Source organism: Sulfitobacter sp. M22 (assembly GCF_021736025.1).
GTDB classification, from domain to species: Bacteria; Pseudomonadota; Alphaproteobacteria; order Rhodobacterales; family Rhodobacteraceae; genus Sulfitobacter; species Sulfitobacter litoralis.
Genome location: NZ_WMEC01000001.1, coordinates 1,257,775 through 1,282,439 on the forward strand (window position 1 = coordinate 1,257,775; position 24,665 = coordinate 1,282,439).

Consider the following 24,665-nt stretch of genomic DNA (forward strand, 5'->3'; position numbering starts at 1 on the left):
GACGTGAGGTTCCTATACCGTGATTGTCTTGGGACGGCGACGTTCAAACCAGAACACCACGATCAGACGTGTGACGAAATATGCCGTAAAGACCGACGTGATGATGCCAAGCCCCAGCGTCACCGCAAACCCGCGCACAGGGCCGGAGCCGAGCACAAAGAGGATCGTTGCAATGATGAAGGTCGTGATGTTGGCGTCCAGAATGGCGCTAAGCGCGCGTTCATAGCCAAGGCTGATGGCACGGGCAGGCCCTTTGGCGGTCTTCAGCTCTTCGCGGATGCGTTCAAAGATCAGCACGTTGGCATCCACCGCCATACCCACTGTAAGAACGATCCCCGCAATACCGGGCAAGGTCAGCGTCGCACCGATCAGGCTCAGAAGGCCAAAGATCATACCGACGTTGATGATCAGCGCGATATTGGCAAAGAGCCCGAACAGCCCGTAGCTGGCCCACATAAAGAATAGCACTGCGCCAAAGGCGACGCTGGTCGCGATCTTGCCCGCGTCAATGCTGTCTTGACCGAGTTCCGGCCCGATGGTGCGTTCTTCGACAAAGGTCAGACCGGCAGGCAAGGCCCCTGCCCGCAGCAAGACGGCCAGATTGGTGGATTCCTCGACCGTGAAGTTACCGGTGATGATGCCCGACCCGCCGGGGATCGCGCTTTGGATGGTGGGGGCGCTGATAACCTCATCATCCAGCACGATGGCGAAAGGCGCGCCGATGTTTTCTGCTGTGTAGGTACCGAACTTGCGCGCGCCGGTGGTGTCAAAGCGGAAGCTGACAGCGGGGCGGCCGTTCTGGTCAAAGCTGGGCTGCGCATCGACCAGCTGTTCGCCGGTTACGACGGGCGCGGTTTCGATGATGTAAAAGACACCGGGCGCTTCGGCGTCGGGCAAAAGCGAATTGCCCAGACCCGGTGCCGCGTTTTCATTCGCGCCACGGTTCACCACGGGGTTAAAGGTCAGCTGCGCCGTAGTACCGATGATCGCTTTTAGCTCTGCGGCCGACCCGATGCCGGGCACCTGAATAAGGATACGGTCCGAACCCTGACGCTGGATCGTGGGTTCGCGTGTGCCCACCTCGTCGATGCGGCGGCGGATGATTTCCAGCGATTGCTGCATCGTGCGCTCGTCCGTGGCCTGTTTCTCGGCATCGGTCAGCGTGATGGTGATGACGTCATTGGCACCGTTTACCACGATGTCGTTTTGCCCTGTGCCCGTCAGCGACTGCACGGGGCGGGCCAACGCACGGGTCGCCTCTAGCGCTTGCGCCATGACAGAGGCATCATTGATGCGCACGCGCAGCTCGCCGATGGGGGCGTCAACGCGGCGGACCGGCGTGATCGAGCGCAACGCATCGCGGACCTCGGGCCAAGCGGCCTCCATCCGGTTGGCGTAAACGTCTTCGACATTCACTTCGGCCAGCAAATGGGCCCCGCCGCGCAGATCGAGGCCAAGGTTAACCAGACGTTCCGGCATCCACTCGGGCCAGAGCGCCTTTTGCGCCTCAAGCTCGGGGGTGGATCCGGCGACGCTGATCGCCTTGACCGCATCATTGTGCTGTTCAACGGGGCCGTAGAACGCATTGGGCAGCGCCAGCCACAGGCCAGCGGCACAGGTGAGGATGATCAACACCCGTTTCCACAGATCAATCTGAAGCATGGTACTGCCCTTTTCTGGACACGCCCGAAGGGGCGCTTACTTGGCTGGTTCGGTCTTGGATACGACGGTGGCGACGGTCGATTGCACAACGCGCACTTTGACGTTGTCGGCCAGTTCGACTTCCAGCTCGCCATCCTCTTTGACTTTGACGACTTTGCCGATCAGACCGCCAGCGGTGACCACTTGATCGCCACGACGCAAACCGTCCACCATTGCCTTATGCTCTTTCACCTTCTTTTGCTGAGGGCGGATGAGCAGAAAATACATGATCGCAAAGATCAGGATCAGGGGTACAAATTGCTGAATGGCTTCCATGGAGGTCGTCCTTTGTGTTGGGCGCATGCCGCAAACGGCCTGCCGTCTAAGTTTGGCGGAACCTATGGTCAGACGCAGGGCATTGCAAGGCGGGTTCAGGGGGAAATACCGCTGTCCGGTGTCGCACTGCGCAATTACCTGTTTGCGCAAGCATCCAAGGCCCGTTTGCCCCTGCCCGCGCAACCACATCTGGCACCGCGATCCACAATCGGGCATAACGCGCGCAACGCAGATCATGCGACTCGGACGACAAAGGAACAGCCCATGCACGACATCAAAGCCATCCGCGAAAACCCCGATGCCTTCGACGCGGCCCTCGCACGGCGCGGCGACGCACCTGTGACCGCGCAGGTACTGGCACTGGACGAGGCGCGGCGGGCCAAGATTTCAGCAGCTGAAACCGCACAAGCGGACCAGAACAAAGCCTCCAAGCTCGTGGGCGCTGCCAAGGCCAAGGGCGACGAGGCCGAATTTGAGCGTCTGCGCACATTGGTCAGCGACAAGAAAGCCGAAGTCACCGCCATGCAGGCAGAGGCCAAGGATCTCGACGCGCAGCTGACCGATATGCTGGCGCGCATCCCCAACCTGCCCGCTGATGATGCGCCCGACGGCGCAGACGAAGCCGACAATGTCGAAGTGAACCGCTGGGGCGACGTGCCGGAGTTTGATTTCACCGCGAAAGAGCATTTCGAGATCGCCAGCGTCGCGGCGTCGATGGATTTCGAAACCGCCGCGAAAACTTCCGGCGCGCGGTTCGTCATGCTGAAAGGAGCCTTGGCACGGGTACACCGCGCGCTGGCACAGTTCATGATCGACACCCATGTCGATCACAACGGGCTGACAGAATATATGACGCCGGTTCTGGTACGCGACGAGGCGATGTATGGCACTGACAAGCTGCCCAAGTTCGGCGACGACAGCTATCAGACCACCAACGGCTGGTGGCTGATCCCCACCTCCGAAGTGACGCTGACCTATTCGGTGGCGGGGGATGTGCTCGACGAAGCTGCCCTGCCCCGCCGGATGACCGCCCACACCCTGTGCTTCCGTTCCGAGGCAGGCAGCGCGGGCCGCGACACATCGGGTATGCTGCGCCAGCACCAATTCGAGAAGGTCGAGATGGTGTCGGTCACCCACCCCGATCAATCGGACGACGAACAAAAGCGTATGCTGCGCTGTGCCGAAGACATGCTGGAACGTCTGGGCGTGCCGTACCGCACCGTGATCCTGTGCACCGGTGACATGGGCTTTGGCGCGCGCCGGACCTTTGACATCGAGGCATGGCTCCCCGGTCAGAACGCCTACCGCGAGATCAGTTCGGTTTCGACCACTGGGGATTTTCAAGCGCGTCGGATGAATGCACGGTTCAAGCCCGCAGATGGTGGCAAACCGCAGTTCGTACATACGCTGAACGGGTCTGGTCTGGCCGTCGGGCGCTGCCTGATCGCGGTGCTGGAAAACGGCCAGCAAGCAGATGGTTCGGTCAAGCTGCCCGAGGTGCTGGCCCCCTATCTGGGCGGCAAGACCACTTTGGGCGTCGACGGCACCCTTAGCTGATTGAATGCGGAGATCATCGGGCTATCTGAGGCGAAACCACTTTTCGCAAGGTAGCCCGATGTCCCGTCCCCTTACTGCCCTGATGACCTTTCTGCTGGCGATCGGCTTTGCCGTATCGCCTTTTTTCGTGTCCGGCTTTAACGGCTTTTCGCCGGATCAATTCCCGATCCCCCAAGACAACCCGCCGGTGCAGCCCGCAGGCTATGCGTTTTCGATCTGGGGGCTAATCTATGTCTGGCTGATCGTTGGTATGGGCTGGGGCCTGTGGAAACGCCGCGAGGATTATCTGTGGCACGACATGCGCCTGCCGCTGGCCCTGTCGCTGTTTGTGGGGTGCTTCTGGCTTGCCGTCGCGGTGGCAAGCCCCGTCTGGGCGTCGGTGCTGATCTGGGTGATGCTAATCACTGCCCTCTACGCGCTGTTTCGATCCCCACGCGAGGATCGCGGCTTTGCCGCCCTGCCCGTGGGGCTGTATGCGGGGTGGCTGAGCGCGGCATCTTGCGTGTCCCTGGGACTGCTTGCGGCTGGCTATGGCTGGATGAGCGGCCCGACCGCGGGGCTGGTCTTTGTCGGGCTGGCGATTGTGATCGCGGCGGGGGTGCAATCGTCGCTGATGCGCGCGCCGACCTATGGGATCGGGGTGATCTGGGCGCTGGTCGCTGTGGTGGTGGCGAATATGGCGACAGCACCATCGGTCGCGGCACTGGCAGCGGGGGGTGCGATTGCGCTGATTCTGCCGACCTACCGTTCATGGCGACGCGGTTAAGCAGCGTCTGGAACGCAAAGAACCGGCGCTTGGGCTAAGCGCCGGTTCTTTTATTTTAACTTCTCGAAAACCCTACCGGTCCTTGCGATGTCCATCGGTGTGTTTGCGCAGCTTCGACGGCTTGGCCTTCTTGCGCCCTTTATAGGGGTTGGCATCCGACTGGCCGCGCATCCACAGACGGATGGGCGTTCCCGGCATGTCAAAGTCGATCCGCAACCCGTTGACAAGATAGCGGTTATAGCTTTCTGGCACTTTATCAGGGTGGCTACACATGACCACAAACCCCGGTGGACGGGTCTTGGCTTGGGTCATATAGCGCAGCTTGATGCGTTTGCCTTGGGGCGCGGGGGGCGGGTGCGCCTCCATCATGCCCGCCAGCCAGCGGTTCAGCTGCGCGGTGGTGATACGGCGGTTCCAGACGTCATAGGCGCGCATGATCGCTTGTTGCAAGCGGTCCAACCCCCGACCGGTTTTGGCCGAGACCGTTACCAACGGTGCACCTTTCAATTGCGGCAACAGACGTTCAAAGCTTTCGCGCAGATCTTTCAACTTGCCTTGCTTGTCCGTCTCGAGATCCCATTTGTTGACCGCTATCACCACAGCGCGGCCCTCGCGTTCGGCAAGGTCAGCAATACGCAAATCTTGCTGTTCGAACGGGATTTCAGCATCGAGCAGAACAACCACCACTTCGGCGAATTTGACGGCACGCAAACCATCGCTCACGCTCAGCTTTTCCAGCTTTTCCTGAATTTTCGCCTTTTTACGCATACCAGCAGTGTCAAAAATCCGCATCGGGACGCCGTCCCAGACGGTGCGCAGCGATATCGCATCGCGGGTAATCCCCGCTTCGGGACCAGTCAGCAAGCGATCTTCGCCCATGATCTGGTTAATCAAAGTCGATTTGCCGGCGTTCGGACGCCCGACGACGGCAACCTGAAGCGGTTTTGCGTCAGTCGGCACGGGCATTGGCGCGTCTTCGTCACCCAGCTCGGCTTCTTCTTCGGTCAGATCCACGTCAGTCTCGGGCGCATCGGTCTGTGCACGCTCTGCAAAACTGTCCGCGATCGGCATCAGATGGGTGTAGAGATCGTTCAACCCTTCGCCGTGTTCAGCAGACATACGAATGGGTTCGCCCAGCCCAAGGCTATACGCCTCGATCACACCGGCGTCGGCGGCTTTGCCCTCGGCCTTATTGGCAGCAAGAATGACATGCGCGGATTTCTTGCGCAGGATGTCGGCAAAGACCAGATCGGACGGCGTAACCCCGACGCGGGCGTCGATCATGAACAGGCAGATATCTGCCATATCGACAGCACGTTCGGTCAGACGGCGCATGCGCCCCTGCAAACTGTCGTCGGTGACTTCTTCAAGTCCGGCGGTGTCTACAATTGTGAATCGCAGGTCGGCAAGCCGCGCCGCCCCTTCGCGCAGATCGCGCGTCACACCGGGCTGATCATCGACCAACGCCAGTTTTTTACCGACAAGACGGTTGAACAGCGTGGATTTCCCAACGTTGGGACGGCCCACAATGGCGAGGGTGAAGGACATGGAACGGCTCCGAAGACTAGATCAAGCCTGCCGCTTAGCCTATTTGCAGCCTAACGGAAAGCGTGCAATTGCCCTTTCGCGGATACGACGTACAGAACGCCCCCTGCAACGACCGGTGCAGTGGTCGCGCCACCGGGAATATCGGCTTGTGCGACCAGTGCCCCGTTGGTCGGATCAAAGCTGCGCAGCGTGCCATCGCTTGACGCCACGATCACGCGGCCACCGGCGATGATGGGACCGTAATTGCCGAAAACCTCGGACTGGCGCTTGGGCTTGTCCTTGACGAAATTCGGCAGCGGCGTGCCCCAGATGCGCGTGCCCTTGCTGGCATCCAGACGCACCAGTTCATTCAGGTCGGTCACCACGAAAACGCTATCGCCTGCGGGCCACACAGGGCCGATCGCCCCTTCGCGTGCGGTCCACTGACGGTCGCCACCCCCAAGGCTCAGCGCGGCCAGACGGCCAGACTGGTTGCCCACGTAAACGGTATCGCCAGAAATCACCGGCGCGCTTGTCACATCAGAGACATTGGCCAACGCGCGGCCGGGGCGCTTGCCCACAACAGATGTGCTCCAGCGGTCAAGACCGCCCTGACGGAACAGCCCCTGCACCTCGCCCGAGCCAAAAGCCAGAACCGCAATCTGCGATCCGATGGCCGGGGCCGGTGCGCCAAGCACGTTGCTGATGCTGGCAGTCGATCCGGTCTGCCATTGCACGCGACCGTCGGATTTGTTCAGTGCCCAGCCGGTGTCATCACCGGAGGTAAAGTATACCATATCGCCAAAGACCGTGGGTGCACCCGATCCGGTGCCATCGATGTCTTGTGTCCAGCGCGTGCCGCCACTATCCACGTCCAGCGCGGTGACCGAACCAAAGCCGAGCGAGACATAAACCGTGTTACCATCCACCGCCAAGCCGCCGCCTGTCGCATCGCCCTGCCCGTCGTTTTGCGGTGTCAGATCACGGGTCCAGAGCGTCGCGCCGGACGCCGAAGTGGCGGTAACTGTCGCGCCGGAATCAATCGTAAAGACGCGCCCGCCAGACACCACAGGCGTCGCGGTGATGCGTTGCTTGCGGCTGTCGCCATTGCCGATGCCAGCCGACCATGCCAACCGCGGAGCAGCACCAAGTGCGGGGTGACTTACGCGCGTGCTGGGGGTGCCAGAGCTTTGCAACCAGCTGGAGTTGGCCGTTGCGGCAGGCAACGAAATAGCACGCGTTGTGTTGGCAGGCACCGGCAGATCAGCGGGTGCGGTGAACCCGTCGTTGCCTTGCAGCACAGACCGCACATCCTGACGCACACCGGGCAAGATTACCTCTGGTTCGGCGCAGGCCGACAACAGCAGCGATGCCACCACCGCCCCCATCCCAAGAGAGGCACGGCGCGTCGACGTGGGTTTCGTGAAGATGCTGTGGAGAATGGTCATGGCCCTGCTCGCTTTGCTCTTAAAGTCCGTGTCACCTGAAGGGATCAGGCAGGATTAGTTGTTGTCTGCATCCAGCGCCGGCACGGTATCCGTTTGCGGCGCGGGGACTGCGGTGCCCATTTCCGGATCGCCCCCCAAGGCGACAATCACCTGAAGGGCGCGCTGTTGCAAGTCCGAGGTCACATCGGCGTCGTTCAGGATACCCTGATACCGTTCAATAGCCGCTTCGGGCGCGTTTTCTTCGATGTCGATCATGGCCAACTGCTCTTGCGCGAGCAGGCGCAGGCTGCTGCCCGGCTGCGCCAGATTTTCCAGTGCCAGACGGCGTTCATTGGCCGGCATATCCGATCCTTGCAGCGTGATCGCCTTGAACTGGGCGATTTCGCGGTAGATCGCGGGCACATCCGCGTCCAGTCCGATGCCGTTCAAGGTTGCGACAGCTGCGTCGGTCTCGCCTGCTTCGGCTTGCTCTGCCGCTTGCAGCATCCCCAGCAGGACACCGGCCCGCGGGTGCGTCGCTTCGATGTTTTCGAACGCAGCGGCGCGGGCGGCGGTGTCTTCGACAGACAGCGCGGCAAACATCGCATCGCCAAGGGTTTCTGCCTCGGCGCGGGTCTGTGCCTTGTTGTATTCGTTCCACGCCGCCCCGCCGACAAGCAGGACCACGGCAAGGATCGCGATCCAGCCATAGCGCTTGAGCATAAAGTAGAACCGGTCGCGGCGGACCTCGTCGTTAACTTCGTCGATGAAACTGTCTGTATCGCTCATGTGGTACCCGTCCCGCCTGATTTAACGCCCCTCTTAACCTGCGGGTGCAGGGCTGCCAAGGGCTTGGCTGCACAGCATTGATACACAGCTCTGTCGACAAGGCCGCTTTGCCCAAGTTTTTTGAACCGTGAACTATGCAGAACAGTTATTTTCACTTAATCCCTTGGCCCTATAGCATACGACATACTGCGGTGCCGCAATGCCCGCGTTCCACTGAACCGAGGCCCGAATGCGTATCTTCCCCCTTCTTGCGGCACTCGCCGTTTCCGCTTTGATGTATATGGCAATCTTCGAACGCGACGCCCTGTTGGGGCTGACGCAAGGGACCACGCAGACGCCCGCAGCTGAAACCGGCGGGCCTGATCCCGCCGGCGCGTCGGATGTTGCGGATCCTGACCGCGTCAAAGTCATAGTGCAGCGCAGTGCTGCGGCCCCGCTGGCGTCTGCGGTCATCGTGCGCGGCCAGACCACCGCCGCGCGGCAGGTGGCGGTCAAGGCGGAGACCTCTGCGGTTGTGATCTCGACCCCGCTGCGCAAAGGAGCCACGGTCCGCGCAGGCGATGTGCTGTGCGAACTGGACCCCGGCCCCCGCGGTGCCCAGCTCAAAGAGGCGCAGGCCCGTCGTGAAGAGGCCCGGTCGCGCGTCCCAGAAGCGCAGGCCCGCGTGGCCGAGGCGCAGGCACGGCTGGAGGAAACGCTGATCAAGCTCAACGCCGCGCAAAAGCTGGGCCAAGGCGGGTTTTCATCGCAGACCACACTTGCCACTGCCGAAGCGACCGCTGCTGCCGCCCGCGCCTCTGTCAGCTCGGCCAAGGCGGGGTTGAACGCCGCCCGTGCGGGCATCGACGCCGCCGATGCCGCCGTCGCCAGCACCCAAGCCGAGATTGACCGCCTGACCCTTACCGCCCCCTTCGAAGGGCTGCTGGAAAGCGACACTGCCGAACTCGGGAGCTTGCTGCAAACCGGATCGCTTTGTGCACAGGTGATCCAGCTCGATCCGATCAAGCTGGTGGGCTTTGTCCCCGAAACCGAAATCGACCGCGTCATTTTTGGCGCACAGGCACAGGCACGACTGGCCGCAGGTAACCAGCAAATCGCTGGCACGGTCTCCTTTGTTTCGCGCGCGTCCGATCCCACGACCCGCACCTTTCAGGTGGAAATCGACGTACCCAACCCCGACCTGAGCATCCGCGACGGCCAAACTGCAGAAATCGCCATCGCCGCAGCGGGGGTAGAAGCGCATCTGCTGCCGCAATCGGCGTTGACACTGAACGATGACGGCACCCTTGGCATGCGGATGATCAATGCCGAAAACATCGTTGAATTTGCCGCCGTCGACCTTTTGCGCGACACGCCGCAGGGCATCTGGGTGACGGGTCTTCCCGCACAGGCCAATGTCATCGTAATGGGGCAGGAATATGTGACCGCTGGCGTGACCGTGACCCCGACCTTCCGCGGCGAGGCCCCGCAATGAGCAGTATCGTCGATTGGGCCGCAGGCCGTGCCCGTATGGTCATGGCCTTTATCCTATTGAGCCTTGTGGTGGGCGGCTATGCCTATTCGACCCTGCCCAAAGAGGGCGAGCCCGACATCGAGATCCCTGCCCTTTTCGTTTCGGTCCAGTTTCCGGGCATCTCTGCCGCGGATAGCGAAACCCTGCTGGTCAAACCGATGGAAACAGAACTTTCCGATCTGGACGGCCTGAAAACCATGACCGGCACAGCCGCCGAAAACTATGCCGGGGTGGCGCTGGAATTCGAATTCGGCTGGGACAAGTCCAAGATCATGGCCGACGTGCGCGACGCGATGAGCACGGCAGAAGCAAAATTTCCCGAAGGCTACGAGAAATATTCGATCACAGAGATCAACTTCTCCGAATTCCCCATCATCATCGTCAACCTGACCGGCCCCGTGCCCGAACGCACCATGGCCCGCGTCGCGCGCGATCTTCAAGATGCGCTGGAAGGCGTGGATGCCGTGCTTGAGGCGGGGTTGGCGGGCGACCGTGACGAGATGCTCGAGGTGCTGATCGACCCCCTGCGGCTGGAGGCCTATGACGTCACCGCGGGCGAGCTGATCAATGTGGTGCAGAATAATAACCAGTTGATTGCTGCGGGCGAAGTGCGATCGGATCAGGGCAGCTTTTCCGTCAAGATCCCGTCGTCGTTCAACGACCCGCGCGATGTCTATGCCCTGCCGGTTAAAACCAACGGCGACCGTGTGGTGACACTGGGCGATCTGGCGACGATCAACCTGACATTCGAAGACCGCCAAGGCACAGCGCGATTTAACGGCGAAAAGACACTGGCGCTGCAGGTGGTCAAACGCAAAGGCTATAATCTGATCGACACCTCCGCGCAGGTAAAAGAGATCGTCGCCGCCCAAAGCGCCGCCTGGCCCGAGGGGCTGAAAGCCGCCGTCACGCTTGGCACCTCCAACGACCAAAGCCGGATCGTCAACAGTATGGTGCAGCAGCTTTTGGGGTCGGTCTTTACCGCGATTGCGCTGGTGATGATCGTGGTGCTGGCCGCCCTTGGCATCCGCGCGGCACTTCTGGTGGGCTTTGCGATTCCCACGTCGTTTCTGCTGTGTTTTGCCTTTCTGGCGCTCATGGGGATTTCCATCTCGAACATCGTCATGTTCGGGCTGATCCTCGCCGTGGGGATGCTTGTGGATGGCGCGATTGTTGTCGTGGAATACGCAGACGCCCGCCAGCAACAGGGCGAAGGCCCGATGGCCGCCTATGTAGAGGCCGCCAAGCGCATGTTCTGGCCGATCATCTCGTCCACAGCGACGACGCTATGTGCCTTTTTGCCCATGCTGTTCTGGCCCGGCGTCCCGGGGGAGTTCATGGGCATGTTGCCGGTCACGTTGATCTTTGTACTATCTGCCTCGCTGGTGGTGGCGCTGATCTACCTGCCCGTCATGGGCGGCGTCACCGGACGGCTGGAACGTTGGATGGCGCAGAATATGACCGCTATTTCCAAGCTCCCCTTTTATCTGCATTTGCTGCTGTTCCCCGTCGTGTTTGCCATGATCGCCTTGCCGGTTGCGCTGATGCCGCCGCTGTTTGCAGTGATCTCTGGGCAGTTTGCGGGGATGGACGGGCTGGATATTCCGGGATCGGTCATTCCGGTTCTTGCCGTGGTCTTCGTTTGCATTGCCGTGCTTTGCGCGCTTGTGGCGGTTGCAATATCGGGCGTGCTTTTGGGACTGACCAGCTTTTTCGCGCTGTTCACCCGCTTGGGGCGCGGCGGGAGGTGGGTCACGTCGCGGCTGTTCCGCAAGCGGCCTGATGTGATCAAAGCAGGCTACCGCCGCTCAGGCTTCGGGCGGGTCATCGCCTTTATCGCAGGCAATCCGGTGATGCCGCTCGTGGTTGCGGGGGTCGTTTTTGTTTTCGTTGGCACCACGATGATTTTCTTTGGAAACAACAACAAAGGCGTCGAATTCTTCGTCGAATCTGAACCCGAGCAGGCAATCGTCTATGTGCTGGCACGGGGCAACCTGTCGCTGGCTGAGAAAGACGCGATCATGCAGCAGGCCGAGGCCATCGTGCTGGCGCATCCCGGTGTGTCCACCGCTTTCGCTTTTGCGGGTGAAGGCGGGTTGGACAGCAACACCGGCGGGGTCCAAGCGCCCAAGGACAGCATCGGTCAGGTGCAGCTGGAAACCATCCCGTGGGAAGACCGGGCCCTGCGCCCCGAACTGGATGGTGACATCGTCATAGCAGAGCTGACAGAGGCGCTGAGCGCGATCCCCGGCATCAAGATCGAGATCCTCGCGCAGGCCCTTGGCCCGGCCTCGGGCAAGCCGGTACATCTGCGCCTGAAATCCGACAGTTTCACCGATCTGATCAGCGCCACCGCCGTGGCACGCGACACCTTCGATAAAATGCCCGGGCTGACCCTCATCGAAGACACCCGCCCCCTGCCCGGCATCGACTGGCAGATCGACGTGGATGTCGCCAAGGCGGGGCAATACGGGGCTGACGTGGTCACCGTCGGCACCATGGTTCAGCTGGTCACACGCGGGCTGCTGCTAGACACGATGCGGGTCGACAGTTCGGACGAAGAGATCGAGATCCGCGTGCGTCTGCCGCAAAAAGACCGTGTGCTAAGCACGCTGGACACGTTGAAGGTGCGCACGGCGGATGGGCTGGTGCCGCTGTCGAACTTTATCACCCGCACCCCCGTGCCCAAACTGGCAGAGATCAACCGGATCGACCAGAAACGCTATCTCGACCTCAAGGCAGATGTCTTCCCCGGTCTGGTCAAGCTGGTGCGCACAGTCGGCGGGCCAGAGGCTGACGCTAGCGCCGCGGAAAATGGGGCGACGACGCTCACCCTTGCCACGATGCGCCCTGCGGGGGACGCGGGCGATATCACGGGGCCGGACGGCGCGGCCTTCAAGATCACCCACCGGACCAATGCCGCCCAAGGCGTCGATCTACAGCAGCAGCTCGACAAGGGCACCCTGCGCATGATCCCGATTAATGCCAACGAACGGATTGCGGAGCTGACAAAATGGCTCGAGACGCAGCCTCTGCCCGATGGCGTCAGCTATGAATGGACCGGCGACCAAGAGGATCAGGCCGAAAGTCAGGCGTTTCTGTCCTCGGCCTTTACGGCGGCACTGGGGTTGATGTTCATCATCCTGCTGGCGCAGTTCAACAGCATCTACAACTCGGTGCTGGTGCTGCTCGCGGTGGTGCTATCGACCACGGGCGTGCTGATTGGCATGTTGGTGATGGATCAGACGTTTTCGATCATCATGACCGGCACTGGGATCGTGGCGCTGGCGGGGATCGTGGTGAACAACAACATCATCCTGATCGATACTTATCAGGAGTTCAGCCAGCACATGCCGCGGATCGAGGCGATCATTCGCACGGCGCAGGCCCGTATCCGCCCCGTTTTACTGACCACCATCACCACAATGGCAGGGCTTGCGCCGATGATGTTCGGGCTGAGCCTCGACTTTGCCAATGGCGGCTACACTATCGACAGCCCCACGGCGCTATGGTGGAAACAGTTGGCAACGGCGGTGGTCTTTGGTCTGGGCATCGCCACGGTTCTGACGCTGCTGGTCACCCCGTCAATGCTGGCGATCCGCGTGTGGGCCACGACTTATGCCCGCTGGATTGCGCGGCTGCTCGCCAAGATGTCACTGGGGCGCGCCAGCAAATCCGCGCAGGACTGGGCGCTGGCGCGCGACGCACGCAGGCTGCAAACAACCGTGATCCAGTGGGAGGACACCGGACCGCCGGTCCATACCCACCGGCAGAATGACCCTTAGGCCGCGGCGGGCATCTGATCGGCCGCCGCGGCATCCTGCTGCTGGCGCAGCTTGGGCATGGTAAAGATCACCAGCCCCAATGCGGCCACACCACAAAGCGCGATGCTCACCACCATGGGCACGGCGGTGCCGTCAAAGAACGGCGTCGTCGCAGCGATGCAGAAAGCCCCCGTTAGCATCGTCAAGCTTCCGCTGAGCGAAGATGCCATACCCGCGCGCCGCCCGTGGGCATCCAGCGCCGCGACCATCGCCGAAGGCACAACGACCCCCAGAAAGGAATAGGCCAGAAACAGCCCGATCAACAGCACCGGAAGCGTGCCGAAACCGGCCAGCACAACGCCCGTCAACAGCGCAGAGCAGACGGCAAAGCCGGTGACACCGCGCCCGATCAACGTGGCAAGCCCCCACATATCGGCCAGACGCCCCGCCGCCTGTGTGGCGATAAAGAACCCCACCGCGTTAAAGGCGAAGGCCAGCGAGAACTCGGTCGGGGTCAGCCCGAATTGACCGGTGTAGACGAAGGACGCGCTGGAGATGAACAAGAAGAAGCTCGCCATGCCGAAACCCGCAATAAAGGTCAGGCCGACGAACACCGGATCGCGGAACAGAATACCACAACTGCGCGACAGCTCGCGCAGATTGACCTTGCGGCGCTTGTCTGCGGTCAGCGTTTCAGGCAGCGCGATCTGCGCCATCGTCAACGTCGCCGCCGCAAGGATCGCAAGAGCGAGGAAAATCTCGCGCCAGCTGCCAAAGCTGACCACCGCGCTGCCCGCCAAGGGGGCCAGCATGGGCGAGACCGAGATCACCAGCATGATCGACGACATCAACCGCGTCGCCTGCGCACCGGTGTACATATCGCGCACAATGGCACGGGGAATGACCATCACCGTCGCCCCGCCGATGCCCTGCACCAGACGCCCCAAGACCAGCGTCTCGATGTCGGGGGCGACAGCACAGATCACCGCGCCGACGCAGAAAATGCTCATCCCGATGGCAAGGGTCTTTTTGCGCCCGATCTGGTCGGACAGCGGCCCATAGACCAGCTGCGACACGCCATAGGCGAGGAAATAGGCGACCAGCGTGATCTGGGCCGCCGAGACAGAGACATCCAGCGCCTCTTCAATCGCGGGCAAGGCGGGCAGATACATGTCGATGGCAAAAGGACCTGTCACACAGATAGAGCCAAGAATAAGGGCGGTACGGAACATTCCGGCAGGCATGGGTAGTCCTTTGAAATTGAGAGAGTGCCGTTCGCTTGCGCTCGGCCAGCGCTGAGCTAGCACATACGCCTCCATGAGCAAGAATACACCCCGTCGTTTGTGCACCTATAGCGGCAGAATACTGCTGGCTGCTTAAATTTCGGTCGCACAGACGCCGAACCGCATTAGGTATGGGGGGTACCCGTGACCAAAAGGTCATTTAAAACAAAGGAGACACCCCGATGATCCGCAAAACTCTTGCCGCGACAACGCTTGCTTTGACGACGCTCACAGCCCTACCCGCTGCTGCCGAAATCGTGACCAAGTCAAGCCCCCACTCTGTGCCAGATACGATCGATCGCCTTGAAAGCGCGGTGACCGAAGCAGGGGCCACGGTCTTTGCCCGCGTCGACCATGCAGAAGGTGCCGCCAACGTAGAGATGGAGCTTCGCCCCACCACGCTGCTGATCTTTGGCAACCCGAAATTGGGCACGCCTGCGATGCTGGACGGTCAGACCGCCGGTCTGGACCTGCCCATGCGCGTGCTGGCCTATGCAGATGACAGCGGCATGGTGCATGTCAGCTATCACGACCCCGCCACGCTGGCGGCAGACCACGGCTTGCCCGATGACGCCGAATATCTGACCAAAATGACCGGCGCGTTGGACAAACTGACCGACAAGGCCATCGCAGAATAATCTCTGCCTTGCCCCAAAACCCCTGACGCCAGCTATTCGCCTTCGGATTGCTGGCGTTGCCACAGCTGCGCATAGCGCCCGTTTCGTGCCAAAAGATCGTCATGGGTGCCCTGTTCAACCACCTCGCCCTGTTCGAGCACGACAATCCGGTCGGCTTCGGCCACGGTGGACAGACGGTGGGCAATGGTCAGCACCGTGCGGCCCTTGCCCGCCTGACGCAGGGCATCCTGAATTTCGTGCTCCGTCTCGCTGTCCAGCGCGCTTGTCGCCTCGTCCAGCAGCAGGATCGGCGGGTCTTTCAGCAAGGTCCGCGCAATGCCAACCCGCTGTTTTTCCCCGCCCGACAGTTTCAGCCCGCGTTCGCCCACGGCAGTGTCATATCCAAGCGGTAAGCGCTGGATAAAGTCATGGATTTGTGCGGAACGCGCCGCGGCTTCGATGTCTTCTTGTGTGGCATTATCGCGGCCATAGGCGATGTTATATCCGATCGTGTCGTTGAACAGCACGGTATCCTGCGGCACCACGCCAATCGCGCGGTGCAGGCTGTCTTGGGTCACATCGCGCACGTCCTGCCCGTCCACGCGCAAAGCGCCGCCTTGCACATCGTAGAACCGGAACAACAACCGCCCGATGGTAGATTTACCCGATCCGGTAGAGCCGACAATCGCCACCATCTCGCCCGGAGCTGCCTCGATCGACACGCCTTTGAGGATTTCCCGGTCGTTGTCATAGCCAAAGCGCACGTTGTCCAGCGTGACACGCCCGCCGGAGACTTGCAGCGCAGGGGCGTCGGGCTTGTCCGAAATTTCAGCCGGTTGATCCAGCAGGGTGAACATCTGCCCCATATCCACCAGCGCCTGCCGGATTTCGCGGTAGACAGTGCCGAGGAAGTTCAGCGGCACGGTCAATTGCACCATATAGGCGTTAACCATGACAAAATCACCCACGGTCAGATCACCGTTCTGCACACCAATCGCGGCAAGGATCATCACGCCGACCAACCCACAGGTGATCAGCAACGACTGGCCAAAGTTCAGAAAGGCGAGCGAGTAATTCGTCTTGATCGCCGCCTCTTCGTAGCCGGCCATCGCCGCATCATACCGCTGCGCCTCGCGCTGTTCGGCAACGAAATACTTGACGGTTTCATAGTTCAGCAGACTGTCGATGGCCTTTTGGTTCGCGTCTGTGTCGCGGTCGTTCATCTGGCGACGTAGCTTTACACGCCATTCGGTCACCGCAAAGGTGAACCAGACATAAAGCCCGATGGTGACCGTCACGATCAGCAGATACCAAGCATCGAACAACACCGTCAGGATGATGCCCACCAGCAGCAGTTCTAAAATCAACGGCCCGATCGAGAACAGCAAGAAGCGCAGCAGGAATTCCACGCCTTTGACACCGCGTTCGATGATCCGGCTCAGCCCGCCGGTCTTGCGCGTGATATGATAGCGCATCGACAGCTTGTGAATATGTTCAAATGTTTCAAGCGCAAGCATCCGCAGAGCACGCTGCCCCACACGGGCAAACACCGCGTCGCGCAGCTGTTGAAAGCCCACGTTCATCGCGCGGGCCATACCATAAGCAATCGTCAGCCCTACCGCGCCAAGCGCCAGAAACGGCACGCCCTCGTTCGCAAGGGCGTCAACAGCGTCTTTGTAAATCACCGGAATGACGACCGAAATCAGCTTGGACACCACAAGGAAGATCAGCGCCCACACGACTCGCTTTTTGACCCACGGCATATCGTCGGGCCACAGATACGGGGCCACTTTGCGCAAGACCAGCAGGTTCGATTGCCGCTCTGCAGCTTGGGCAATTTCCTCTTCGGTCATGGGATACTGGGTGGCGGGTTTGGGCTGGCTTGCGGTGCGCGGGCTATCGGCTGACATGAACGATCCTGTGTAGTTGCCCCTTACATAGGCCCCTCCGTCGGATCATGCCAGTGCGGCTGCCCAATCTGCATGCATAGCTGTTAGTCAATCCGGCAGGTCAAAGACCTGACCCGGATAAATCAAATCTGGATCGCGGATTGAATCGCGATTCGCCGCAAAGACACGCACATAGAGCGTCGGATCGCCATATCGTTCCCGCGCAATCGCCCAAAGCGTCGCCCCTTCCTGCACGGTGACCGCCTTGATCGGGCCGTCGATGCCTGCCGTGGCGCGTGCCAGCACTTCGGGGGATTCCCGTTTGAACGGGGTTTCAACGCGGCTGATCACGTCGCCGCCCTGATCCAGTTCATCCACGCGCAGGGTGTAGATGCCGGTCTTGATATCCTCGATATCGCCGCGCCAGCGCCCTTCGGGATCGACCTCAAGCGCGCCGACATTGCGATTGTCGAGATAGACCCGTACCGAGGATGCCTTTGTCTGGGCCCGCCCCGCCAGTCGGACCTGCCCTGTTTCGGAATAGGTGATCGTATCCAGCGCAATCCGGTCGGTGACCTCGGGTGCTGAGGCTGACAGCAGCTCTACCCCGTCGGCGTCAGATTTGAGCAACGCTACCGTCGTTTCGGTCGCAGGGGGCGATGGGGCTGTGCGAGCGACGGGTTCGGGCTGCGGATCAAGCGCGGCTACCTCGGTCATTTCTGGCGCCGTGTCGTTTGGCATACCGTCACGTGCAGGCGCGACGGGATCAATCTTGGTGCCAACCGACGGCACTGGATCATCGCCTGAAGGCGCTTGAGCGACTGCCACTTGCGCCACCGCTGGTGCGGTAATCGGGGCCAGAATGACCTCCTCGACCGAGGCGACGGGGCCGCCATCAGCATCCGCGGTAAGGCTCAGGATTTTGCCGCTGCCGTCGGCGGGCAGAATGGCAAGGGTGGCGAATTTACCAGAACCATCGGCGTGCGCACTGGCGACCTTTGCGCCGTTGCTGATGACGTTGACCCGGGCACCGGGGGCGGCACGGCCAGCGATCACGGTCATCCCGTCACTTTCGCGGCGGACTTCGTCAAAACTGGGTGTGGCGGGCGATGCTGCCGGTTCGGGTGTCTGCGGTGCCGGTGCGACATCGGGCACGGCTGCGGTGTCTTGGGGGGCGACGCTGGTCTGCGTGGTTATAGCAGGCGAGCTGCCAGTCTGCGTGATGCCAGTCTGCGCCGGGGCCGTTTGCGTCGTCACGACCACAGCAGGCGCGGTGTCTTGCGACATCACGGGCGGGACAGGATCAGCATCTTGCGACCAGAAATATCCGGCCACTGCAACCGCCACGACCAAGACCGCGCCTGCAATCTGAGCACCCCGCGTTTGAAACACCGCCATTCCGTTCATCCCTTTGAACTTCCCCACATTGAGCACTTGTACCAAGCAGGCTATCACCGGTCAAAATACAGCTGCATGCCAAGTGCATATTCGCAAAAAGGACCCCCGCTTATGATCCAGAAATCCGTATGTGTTTACTGCGGCTCGCGCCCCGGTGATGACCCCGAATATACCACACAAGCCGACGCTTTGGGACGGGCTTTGGCGCAGAACGACTGGCGTTTGGTCTATGGCGCAGGTGATGTAGGGCTGATGGGGACTGTGGCGCGGGCGGCACAGGCAGCCGGGGGCACGACCTTTGGTGTGATCCCCGACCACCTAGTGAAATGGGAAGTCGGCAAGACCGATCTGACCACCTATGTCGTGACCGAGACGATGCATGAACGCAAAAAAGTGATGTTCATGAACTGTGATGCTGTGGTGGTTTTGCCGGGTGGTGCCGGATCACTGGACGAGCTTTTCGAGGTCCTGACCTGGCGCCAGCTCGGCCTGCACCAAAAGCCGGTAATTCTATTGAATACAAACGGTTACTGGGACCCGTTGACCGCGCTATTGGATCATGTCGTCGCACATGGCTTCGCCGATGAAAGCCTGCTCGGCTATATCGACACCGTGGATGATGTCGATGCCGCGCTCGAGGTTTTGCGGCGTGGGCTGACAGCTTAAGTACCTGTCAGATACGGGACCGAAAGCGGCAGCAAGTCGCCGCGCACCATCGGGACTTGGTTTGAGAAGCGCCAAGGCAAAATCTGTGGGAGCTGTGCTTTAAACACAGCTTCTGCCTGATCTTCCGATCCCACCTCACTTTAAATGTGAAAGGGCACCCATAAACAGGTGCCCATTCCTACTCCGCTAAAAAACGCAGATATCCGTCTACAAATATGGCAGCAGAACAGCAGCTATGGTGTGTCTATACCGCCACAGTATCACGCTGTGTCGAGTGTCGATTTCACGATATTCTCGATTTCTTCGATGGGGTGGTTGGTCAATGTCTTGGGGATTTCGCCTACGACTTTGTTTGCGACCTCTTGGTGCATCTCGCGACGCAGCTCCCCCAAGGTATTCGGCGGAGCGACGAGAACGATCTTGTCGAACTTGCCCTTGTGTGCTTGCTTATACAGGATTTCGGCGAGCTCTGCTGCAAAACGGTCCTTGGATAGCTGGTGCCAGTCGGTGTCATCCACAGCGGACCGGTGCACTGATGGGCCATCGTTAAAGCGCCCCCGTCGGTTTGCGGCCTGATCACGGTTTGGTGGATTCTCTTGCTCTTCTTCGCGAAACACCTGAAAGAAAGGATCCTCTCCGTCGGTTTCATTCACCATGAACAGGGCTTTCTCACCGTCTGCGATCAATACCCAAGTGCCATTTTCAATCTTGGTCATGCGTCTTCTCCGTGGTTGCGTTTGTCTTCGCCGGTTACGCGGGTGTCAGCGCCGGGTTTGTCGACCACCTGTTTCTCTTCATCCTGGGTGCCGACATCGCGTTGCAGCCCGCCGCCAGCGCGGCCCTGATGGTCAATATCATCGGCTTCGCTGATGTATTTGTCGGTTTCCTTGACGCCGTCATTCGATCTGTGACGCTCTGCCATTGTGGTCTCCTTCTCATCTTGTGGGTTCACAGACAAAACGCCCCAGTCACACGGGTGGTTCCACAAGAAAAGGCCCCACAGCGGAATGCTGCAGGGCCTTTCACATAGGTATATCAACGGCTTGGCGCGATGCCTTAACCGATTAAATCGCTATTACATGCGCGATGCAACGTTGTCCCAGTTCACCAGATTGTCGAGGAAGTTCGACAGGTAGTCAGGGCGCGCGTTGCGGAAATCGATGTAGTAGGAGTGTTCCCAAACGTCGCAACCTAGCAGTGCGGTCTGACCAAAGCAAACGGGGTTCACGCCGTTTTCGGTCTTGGTTACTTTCAGGCCACCGTCGGTATCCTTAACCAGCCACGCCCAACCGGAGCCGAACTGACCGCCACCGGCCGCCTTGAATTCGTCCTTGAACTTATCGACCGACCCAAAGCTTTCGGTGATCGCTTTTTCCAGCTCGGACGGCATTTTGCTGTCGTCGGGGGACATCATTTCCCAGAACTGGTTGTGGTTCCACAGCTGGCTGATGTTGTTGAAGATGCCGCTTTGCGCGACCGCATCAGGGTTGTAGGTGCCCTTGATTATTTCCTCGAGGGTTTTGCCTTCCCACTCGGTGCCTTCAATGGCTTTGTTGCCGTTGGTCACATAGGCGTTGTGGTGCTTATCGTGGTGATATTCCAGCGTTTCCTTGGACATACCTTTGGATGCAAGCGCATCGTGGGCATAGGGAAGATCAGGAAGAGTAAAAGCCATGAGAAAAGCCTCCGTTATTGAATTGCGTCTGGGTCACATGAAGCCCGTCCCGTCATAAGGTCAAGTGCTGATCGACCCGCAAGGGGGAAACCGACACGGCTGACGGGGCGCTTGGATTGTCACCCGCTTAAAGGTAAAACGGCTGGCCAGCGGGAATGTTCCCGCCAGCGCACCGCCCTACCCTTGATCAGCGACTTACGGCTTGGCGCTATAAAATACAGGGGCCGAACCGGGCTGCGCCGCGATCTTAAGCAGATCATACACGTACTGCGCGACCGACCGGAAGCAGACAAGACGGAAGCTGTCACCCTCTTCGATCCAGAACGCCGCCGGTACTTGCGCCAGCCGCGTGCGGCGGATCATGCCGGGGGTAAAGGTCGCTGGCGACAGGTCCACAGGCGCAAGCTTGGCCAGCACGTCGCGGCTGTGCGCGCCGCTAATGCGGAACACCGCCCGCGCGTCGGATACATTGACCGCCAGCGTGTGATTGCTGCCAAAGCATTTGGTCAGCATGTCGATCGTGTCGCTGACCTGATCATAGGGGCAGAGCAACAGCAGCTCGTCCGGTGACATCCATGCGACACCGCGATCCCCGTTGATCTGGACGCTGCGGGTGTCGGGAAGGCCCAGGCCGACGGCCTTTTTCAGCGCTTTCTTCATATAGGCCGCCGTTAGATCCCCGCGGACAGAGATCATGCCAATCGGATCCATCAGGGTTACCTCGGCAATGCCGCCGGTGAATTCTGCCGCTTTCAATGCGCTTACCGCCTCAGACATTTTGCTTGGCCCCTTCTTTGTCGTAGAATACCGGATCGACGATTTTCGCCTGATAGGTCTTGCCGTCGGTCCCGGGGAAGTCGAGCACCTCGCCCATGCGGTCCGGCCCGTTCAACACCAGCCCCATGGCGATCCCCTTGCCCAAGGTCGGCGAATGATAGGTCGAGGTGACGCGCCCGATCATATTGCGCTGGCCGTTCTCGTTCTCGCCCTCGCCCACGGCATAGGCCCCGTCCGGCAAGGTGCTGCCGTCGGTGGTTTCCAGACCGACCAGTTTCCACCGCGTTGGATCGGCCATATGCGTCCGCTGTTGCGCGCGCTTGCCCAGGTAGTCGTCCTTCTTTTTAGAGATCGCCCAGTTCAGCCCCAGATCCTGCGGGATCACAGTGCCGTCGGTTTCATCCCCGATCATGATAAAGCCCTTTTCGGCCCGCAAGATGTGCAGACATTCGGTGCCATAGGGCATCACGCCCAGATCATTGCCCGCCACCATCAGCGCATCCCAGAAGGACTGTCCCTGCCCTGCGTCCACCGCGATCTCGTAGCTCAGCTCGCCCGAGAACGAGATCCGGTAAACGCGGCATTTGAACCCGCCAAGCGTGCCGTCCGCCCATTCCATGAAGGCCAGCGCTTCTTGGCTGAGATCCATGCCGCCGAGCTTTTCAAGACATGTGCGGGCATTGGGACCGACCACGGCGATCTGCGCGTATTGTTCGGTCACATTGGCCGTGTAGACGTTGAAATCCCACCACTCGGTTTGCAGCCATTCTTCCATATGCTGGTGAATGCTTTCCGCGCCGCCCGTGGTTGTGTGGCAGAGGAAGGTTTCTTCATCAATCCGCGCAACCACGCCATCGTCGATCAGGAAACCGTTTTCCGAACACATCAGACCATAGCGGCATTTGCCCGGTTTCAGCGATGACATCATATTGGTGTAAAGCATATCGAGGAAGCGCCCCGCGTCCGGCCCTTTGACGATGATCTTGCCAAGGGTGGAGGCATCAAGCATCCCCAGTTTGCTGCGCGTGTTGGTGACCTCGCGCATGACCGCGTCATGGGTGCTTTCGCCTTTGCGGGGATAGGCATAGGGGCGTCGCCAGTGGCCGACAGGTTCCCAGTCGGCTCCGTTCGTCTCGTGCCAGTCATGCAGCGGCGTGCGACGGATCGGCTGGAACACGTCGCCGCGCGCCTCGCCCGCGATCGACCCCATAGAGATCGGGTGGTACGGCGGGCGGAAGGTGGTGGTGCCCACAGCAGGAATATCGGCATCCATCGCGCCGGCAAGCGTTGCCAGTCCGTTGATATTGCTCAGTTTACCCTGATCAGTAGCCATCCCCAGCGTGGTATAGCGTTTGGCGTGTTCGACGCTGACGAACCCTTCTTGCGCGGCGAGCCGCACGTCTGACACTTTGACGTCGTTCTGATAATCCAGAAACGTCTTTTCGCGTAGTTTAACGTTGGCACCCTGAGGCATCATCCAGACGGGGGCGAGCGGCGCTTCCTCTTGCCGGTCGGCGTTCGGCGATACGGCATCAGCGGGCAGCTTGAACCCCAGAGTGGTGGCCACGCCATCGGCTGCAGCATGGGCGTCGTGCAAGATGTCATCCAGCGCAAAGAAACCAGCGGCGGCACCGGCAGCGGTCACAAACCCATGCCCGTCCGCCCCCAGCGGCGGATTGTTCACATCAGGACGGAACATCGCACCGGCCGTGTCCCACGTCAGTTTACCGCCGCAGTGGGACCACAGATGCACCACGGGCGACCATCCGCCCGACATGGCCACCGCATCACAGGGGAAGGTTTCAAGCACCGCCCCTTCGCCTGACTGGCTGCATACCTCGACGCCGGTCACGCGCTTGCCACCTGTGACCCGCGCCACAGCGTGGCCCATCATCACGCGGATGCCCAGATCCTTGGCCCGCGCCATCAACGCGGAGTCCTGTGGCAATACGCGAGCATCCAGAATGGCGGGCACGGTCAGGCCTGCCTCTGCCAAGGCGATAGCGGTGCGGTAGGCATCGTCATTATTGGTGACAACAACCGTGCGATCCCCGACCGAGACGCCATAGTTCACCAGATAATCCCGCACGGACGCGGCCAACATCACGCCGGGTATGTCGTTGCCAGCAAAGGACAAAGGACGTTCAATCGCGCCGGTTGCCGTCACGATATGCCCGGCACGGATGCGCCACAGCCGGTGACGCGGTCCGGTCGTCTTGGGCGCGTGATCGGTCAGTCGTTCATAGCCCAGCACATAACCGTGGTCATACACACCTGCCCCCATGACGCGGGTGCGCAGGGTGACGTTCTCCATCGTCGATAGTTCTGCTACCAAAGTATCGACGAAGGCCCCAACAGGCGTGCCATCCACGGTGCCACCGTCCACCGGTGCACGTCCTCCCCAATGGGCGGTCTGTTCCAACACGATCACTTTTGCACCAGACAACGCCGCTGTGCGTGCGGCCTCTAGGCCTGCGACGCCGCCCCCGATGACCAACACATCGCAAAAAGCGTGAAAATGTTCATAGGTGTCGCCGTCCAAATCCTTCGGCGCTTTGCCCAGACCGGCAGAGTGGCGAATGATCGGCTCGTAGACGTGCTTCCAGAAGGGACGCGGGTGGATGAACATCTTGTAGTAAAAGCCCGCAGGCAAGAACCGGCTAAGATGCTTGTTGATCGCGCCCACATCGAATTCGAGGCTGGGCCAGTGATTTTGGCTCTCGGACTGCAGGCCGTCGAAAAGTTCGGTGGTGGTGGCGCGTTGATTGGGCTCGAACCGGTCTCCCTGTCCCAAATTGACCAGCGCGTTGGGCTCTTCCGGTCCTGCCGCGACAATGCCGCGCGGACGGTGATATTTGAACGAACGCCCCACCAGCATCTGGTCATTCGCCAGCAAAGCCGAGGCCAGCGTGTCGCCCTCGAAACCGCGCAACTGCTTTCCGTTAAACGAAAAACTGACTGCATTTGATTTGTTCAGCAGGCGGCCGCCTGTGGCAATTCTGGTGCTCATGAAGTCAAACCTTGGAATATTGCGAAAGCG

The 24,665-nt window shown here is 60.5% G+C and carries 19 protein-coding genes; 6 read left to right on the forward strand and 13 right to left on the reverse strand.

Annotated elements, in window-relative coordinates:
- Positions 1-12: 12 nt before the first annotated feature.
- Together secD and yajC are read right to left on the reverse strand one after the other, a co-directional pair.
- A complete protein-coding gene (gene secD / locus GLP52_RS06325) occupies positions 13-1,662 on the reverse strand; it encodes a protein translocase subunit SecD (protein ID WP_237271857.1) in 1,650 nt (549 codons plus the stop codon).
- 36 nt (positions 1,663-1,698) lie between these two features.
- Positions 1,699-1,977 (reverse strand): preprotein translocase subunit YajC, encoded by a 279-nt coding sequence (gene yajC / locus GLP52_RS06330; RefSeq protein ID WP_237271858.1) that lies wholly within the window; start codon positions 1,975-1,977, stop codon positions 1,699-1,701.
- A 264-nt stretch (positions 1,978-2,241) separates the two neighbouring features.
- On the opposite strand from yajC, the gene serS reads away from it, so the two are divergent.
- Both serS and GLP52_RS06340 read left to right on the forward strand, forming a co-directional pair.
- Positions 2,242-3,534, forward strand: a complete 1,293-nt coding sequence (gene serS, locus GLP52_RS06335) for a serine--tRNA ligase (protein ID WP_237271859.1) — start codon at positions 2,242-2,244, stop codon at positions 3,532-3,534.
- A 58-nt stretch (positions 3,535-3,592) separates the two neighbouring features.
- Complete coding sequence (locus GLP52_RS06340; protein ID WP_093733734.1) at positions 3,593-4,300, forward strand: tryptophan-rich sensory protein; 708 nt, start codon at positions 3,593-3,595, stop codon at positions 4,298-4,300.
- Positions 4,301-4,372: 72 nt separating this feature from the next.
- Here GLP52_RS06340 and der read toward each other — a convergent pair whose 3' ends face one another.
- Genes der through GLP52_RS06355 form a run of 3 tightly spaced genes read right to left on the reverse strand, consistent with a single transcriptional unit; the run spans position 4,373 to position 8,043 of the window.
- Positions 4,373-5,848: a ribosome biogenesis GTPase Der gene (der, locus tag GLP52_RS06345; protein ID WP_093733733.1), complete on the reverse strand. Its 1,476-nt coding sequence runs from the start codon at positions 5,846-5,848 to the stop codon at positions 4,373-4,375.
- Between the two features lie 50 nt (positions 5,849-5,898).
- Positions 5,899-7,275 (reverse strand): PQQ-like beta-propeller repeat protein, encoded by a 1,377-nt coding sequence (locus GLP52_RS06350; RefSeq protein ID WP_237271860.1) that lies wholly within the window; start codon positions 7,273-7,275, stop codon positions 5,899-5,901.
- Between the two features lie 54 nt (positions 7,276-7,329).
- The gene (locus GLP52_RS06355) at positions 7,330-8,043 is read right to left on the reverse strand and encodes a hypothetical protein (RefSeq protein WP_237271861.1); all 714 of its coding nucleotides are present in this window, start codon (positions 8,041-8,043) and stop codon (positions 7,330-7,332) included.
- A 229-nt stretch (positions 8,044-8,272) separates the two neighbouring features.
- On the opposite strand from GLP52_RS06355, the gene GLP52_RS06360 reads away from it, so the two are divergent.
- Positions 8,273-9,517: an efflux RND transporter periplasmic adaptor subunit gene (locus GLP52_RS06360; RefSeq protein ID WP_237273452.1), complete on the forward strand. Its 1,245-nt coding sequence runs from the start codon at positions 8,273-8,275 to the stop codon at positions 9,515-9,517.
- The gene (locus tag GLP52_RS06365) at positions 9,514-13,341 is read left to right on the forward strand and encodes an efflux RND transporter permease subunit (RefSeq protein ID WP_237271863.1); all 3,828 of its coding nucleotides are present in this window, start codon (positions 9,514-9,516) and stop codon (positions 13,339-13,341) included. Before GLP52_RS06360 ends, GLP52_RS06365 begins: the two co-directional genes overlap by 4 nt.
- Here the strand turns inward: GLP52_RS06365 and GLP52_RS06370 are convergent.
- The gene (locus tag GLP52_RS06370; protein WP_237271864.1) at positions 13,338-14,564 is read right to left on the reverse strand and encodes a multidrug effflux MFS transporter; all 1,227 of its coding nucleotides are present in this window, start codon (positions 14,562-14,564) and stop codon (positions 13,338-13,340) included. The two genes, GLP52_RS06365 and GLP52_RS06370, sit on opposite strands and share 4 nt — an antisense overlap.
- Before the next feature lie 221 nt (positions 14,565-14,785).
- Between GLP52_RS06370 and GLP52_RS06375 the strand changes: the two genes are divergently transcribed.
- Positions 14,786-15,241 (forward strand): DUF302 domain-containing protein, encoded by a 456-nt coding sequence (locus tag GLP52_RS06375; RefSeq protein WP_237271865.1) that lies wholly within the window; start codon positions 14,786-14,788, stop codon positions 15,239-15,241.
- 32 nt (positions 15,242-15,273) lie between these two features.
- On the opposite strand, the gene GLP52_RS06380 is transcribed toward GLP52_RS06375, so the two are convergent.
- The gene (locus tag GLP52_RS06380) at positions 15,274-17,130 is read right to left on the reverse strand and encodes an ABCB family ABC transporter ATP-binding protein/permease (RefSeq protein ID WP_093733727.1); all 1,857 of its coding nucleotides are present in this window, start codon (positions 17,128-17,130) and stop codon (positions 15,274-15,276) included.
- An 87-nt stretch (positions 17,131-17,217) separates the two neighbouring features.
- A complete protein-coding gene (locus GLP52_RS06385; protein WP_237271866.1) occupies positions 17,218-18,507 on the reverse strand; it encodes a LysM peptidoglycan-binding domain-containing protein in 1,290 nt (429 codons plus the stop codon).
- A 111-nt stretch (positions 18,508-18,618) separates the two neighbouring features.
- On the opposite strand from GLP52_RS06385, the gene GLP52_RS06390 reads away from it, so the two are divergent.
- Positions 18,619-19,173 carry a TIGR00730 family Rossman fold protein gene (locus tag GLP52_RS06390; protein ID WP_237271867.1) on the forward strand — a complete coding sequence of 185 codons (555 nt, stop codon included), beginning with the start codon at positions 18,619-18,621 and terminating at the stop codon, positions 19,171-19,173.
- A gap of 260 nt (positions 19,174-19,433) precedes the next feature.
- On the opposite strand, the gene GLP52_RS06395 is transcribed toward GLP52_RS06390, so the two are convergent.
- From GLP52_RS06395 to GLP52_RS06415, 5 genes are all read right to left on the reverse strand, one after another.
- Positions 19,434-19,889, reverse strand: a complete 456-nt coding sequence (locus tag GLP52_RS06395; RefSeq protein ID WP_237271868.1) for a host attachment family protein — start codon at positions 19,887-19,889, stop codon at positions 19,434-19,436.
- Positions 19,886-20,095: a hypothetical protein gene (locus GLP52_RS06400; RefSeq protein WP_237271869.1), complete on the reverse strand. Its 210-nt coding sequence runs from the start codon at positions 20,093-20,095 to the stop codon at positions 19,886-19,888. Before GLP52_RS06400 ends, GLP52_RS06395 begins: the two co-directional genes overlap by 4 nt.
- A 153-nt stretch (positions 20,096-20,248) precedes the next feature.
- The gene (locus GLP52_RS06405) at positions 20,249-20,848 is read right to left on the reverse strand and encodes a superoxide dismutase (protein WP_093733722.1); all 600 of its coding nucleotides are present in this window, start codon (positions 20,846-20,848) and stop codon (positions 20,249-20,251) included.
- Between the two features lie 195 nt (positions 20,849-21,043).
- Positions 21,044-21,625 carry a sarcosine oxidase subunit gamma gene (locus tag GLP52_RS06410; protein ID WP_237271870.1) on the reverse strand — a complete coding sequence of 194 codons (582 nt, stop codon included), beginning with the start codon at positions 21,623-21,625 and terminating at the stop codon, positions 21,044-21,046.
- Entirely contained in the window at positions 21,618-24,635 is a 3,018-nt protein-coding gene (locus tag GLP52_RS06415; protein WP_237271871.1) for a sarcosine oxidase subunit alpha family protein, read from the reverse strand. Before GLP52_RS06415 ends, GLP52_RS06410 begins: the two co-directional genes overlap by 8 nt.
- Positions 24,636-24,665 lie beyond the last annotated feature (30 nt).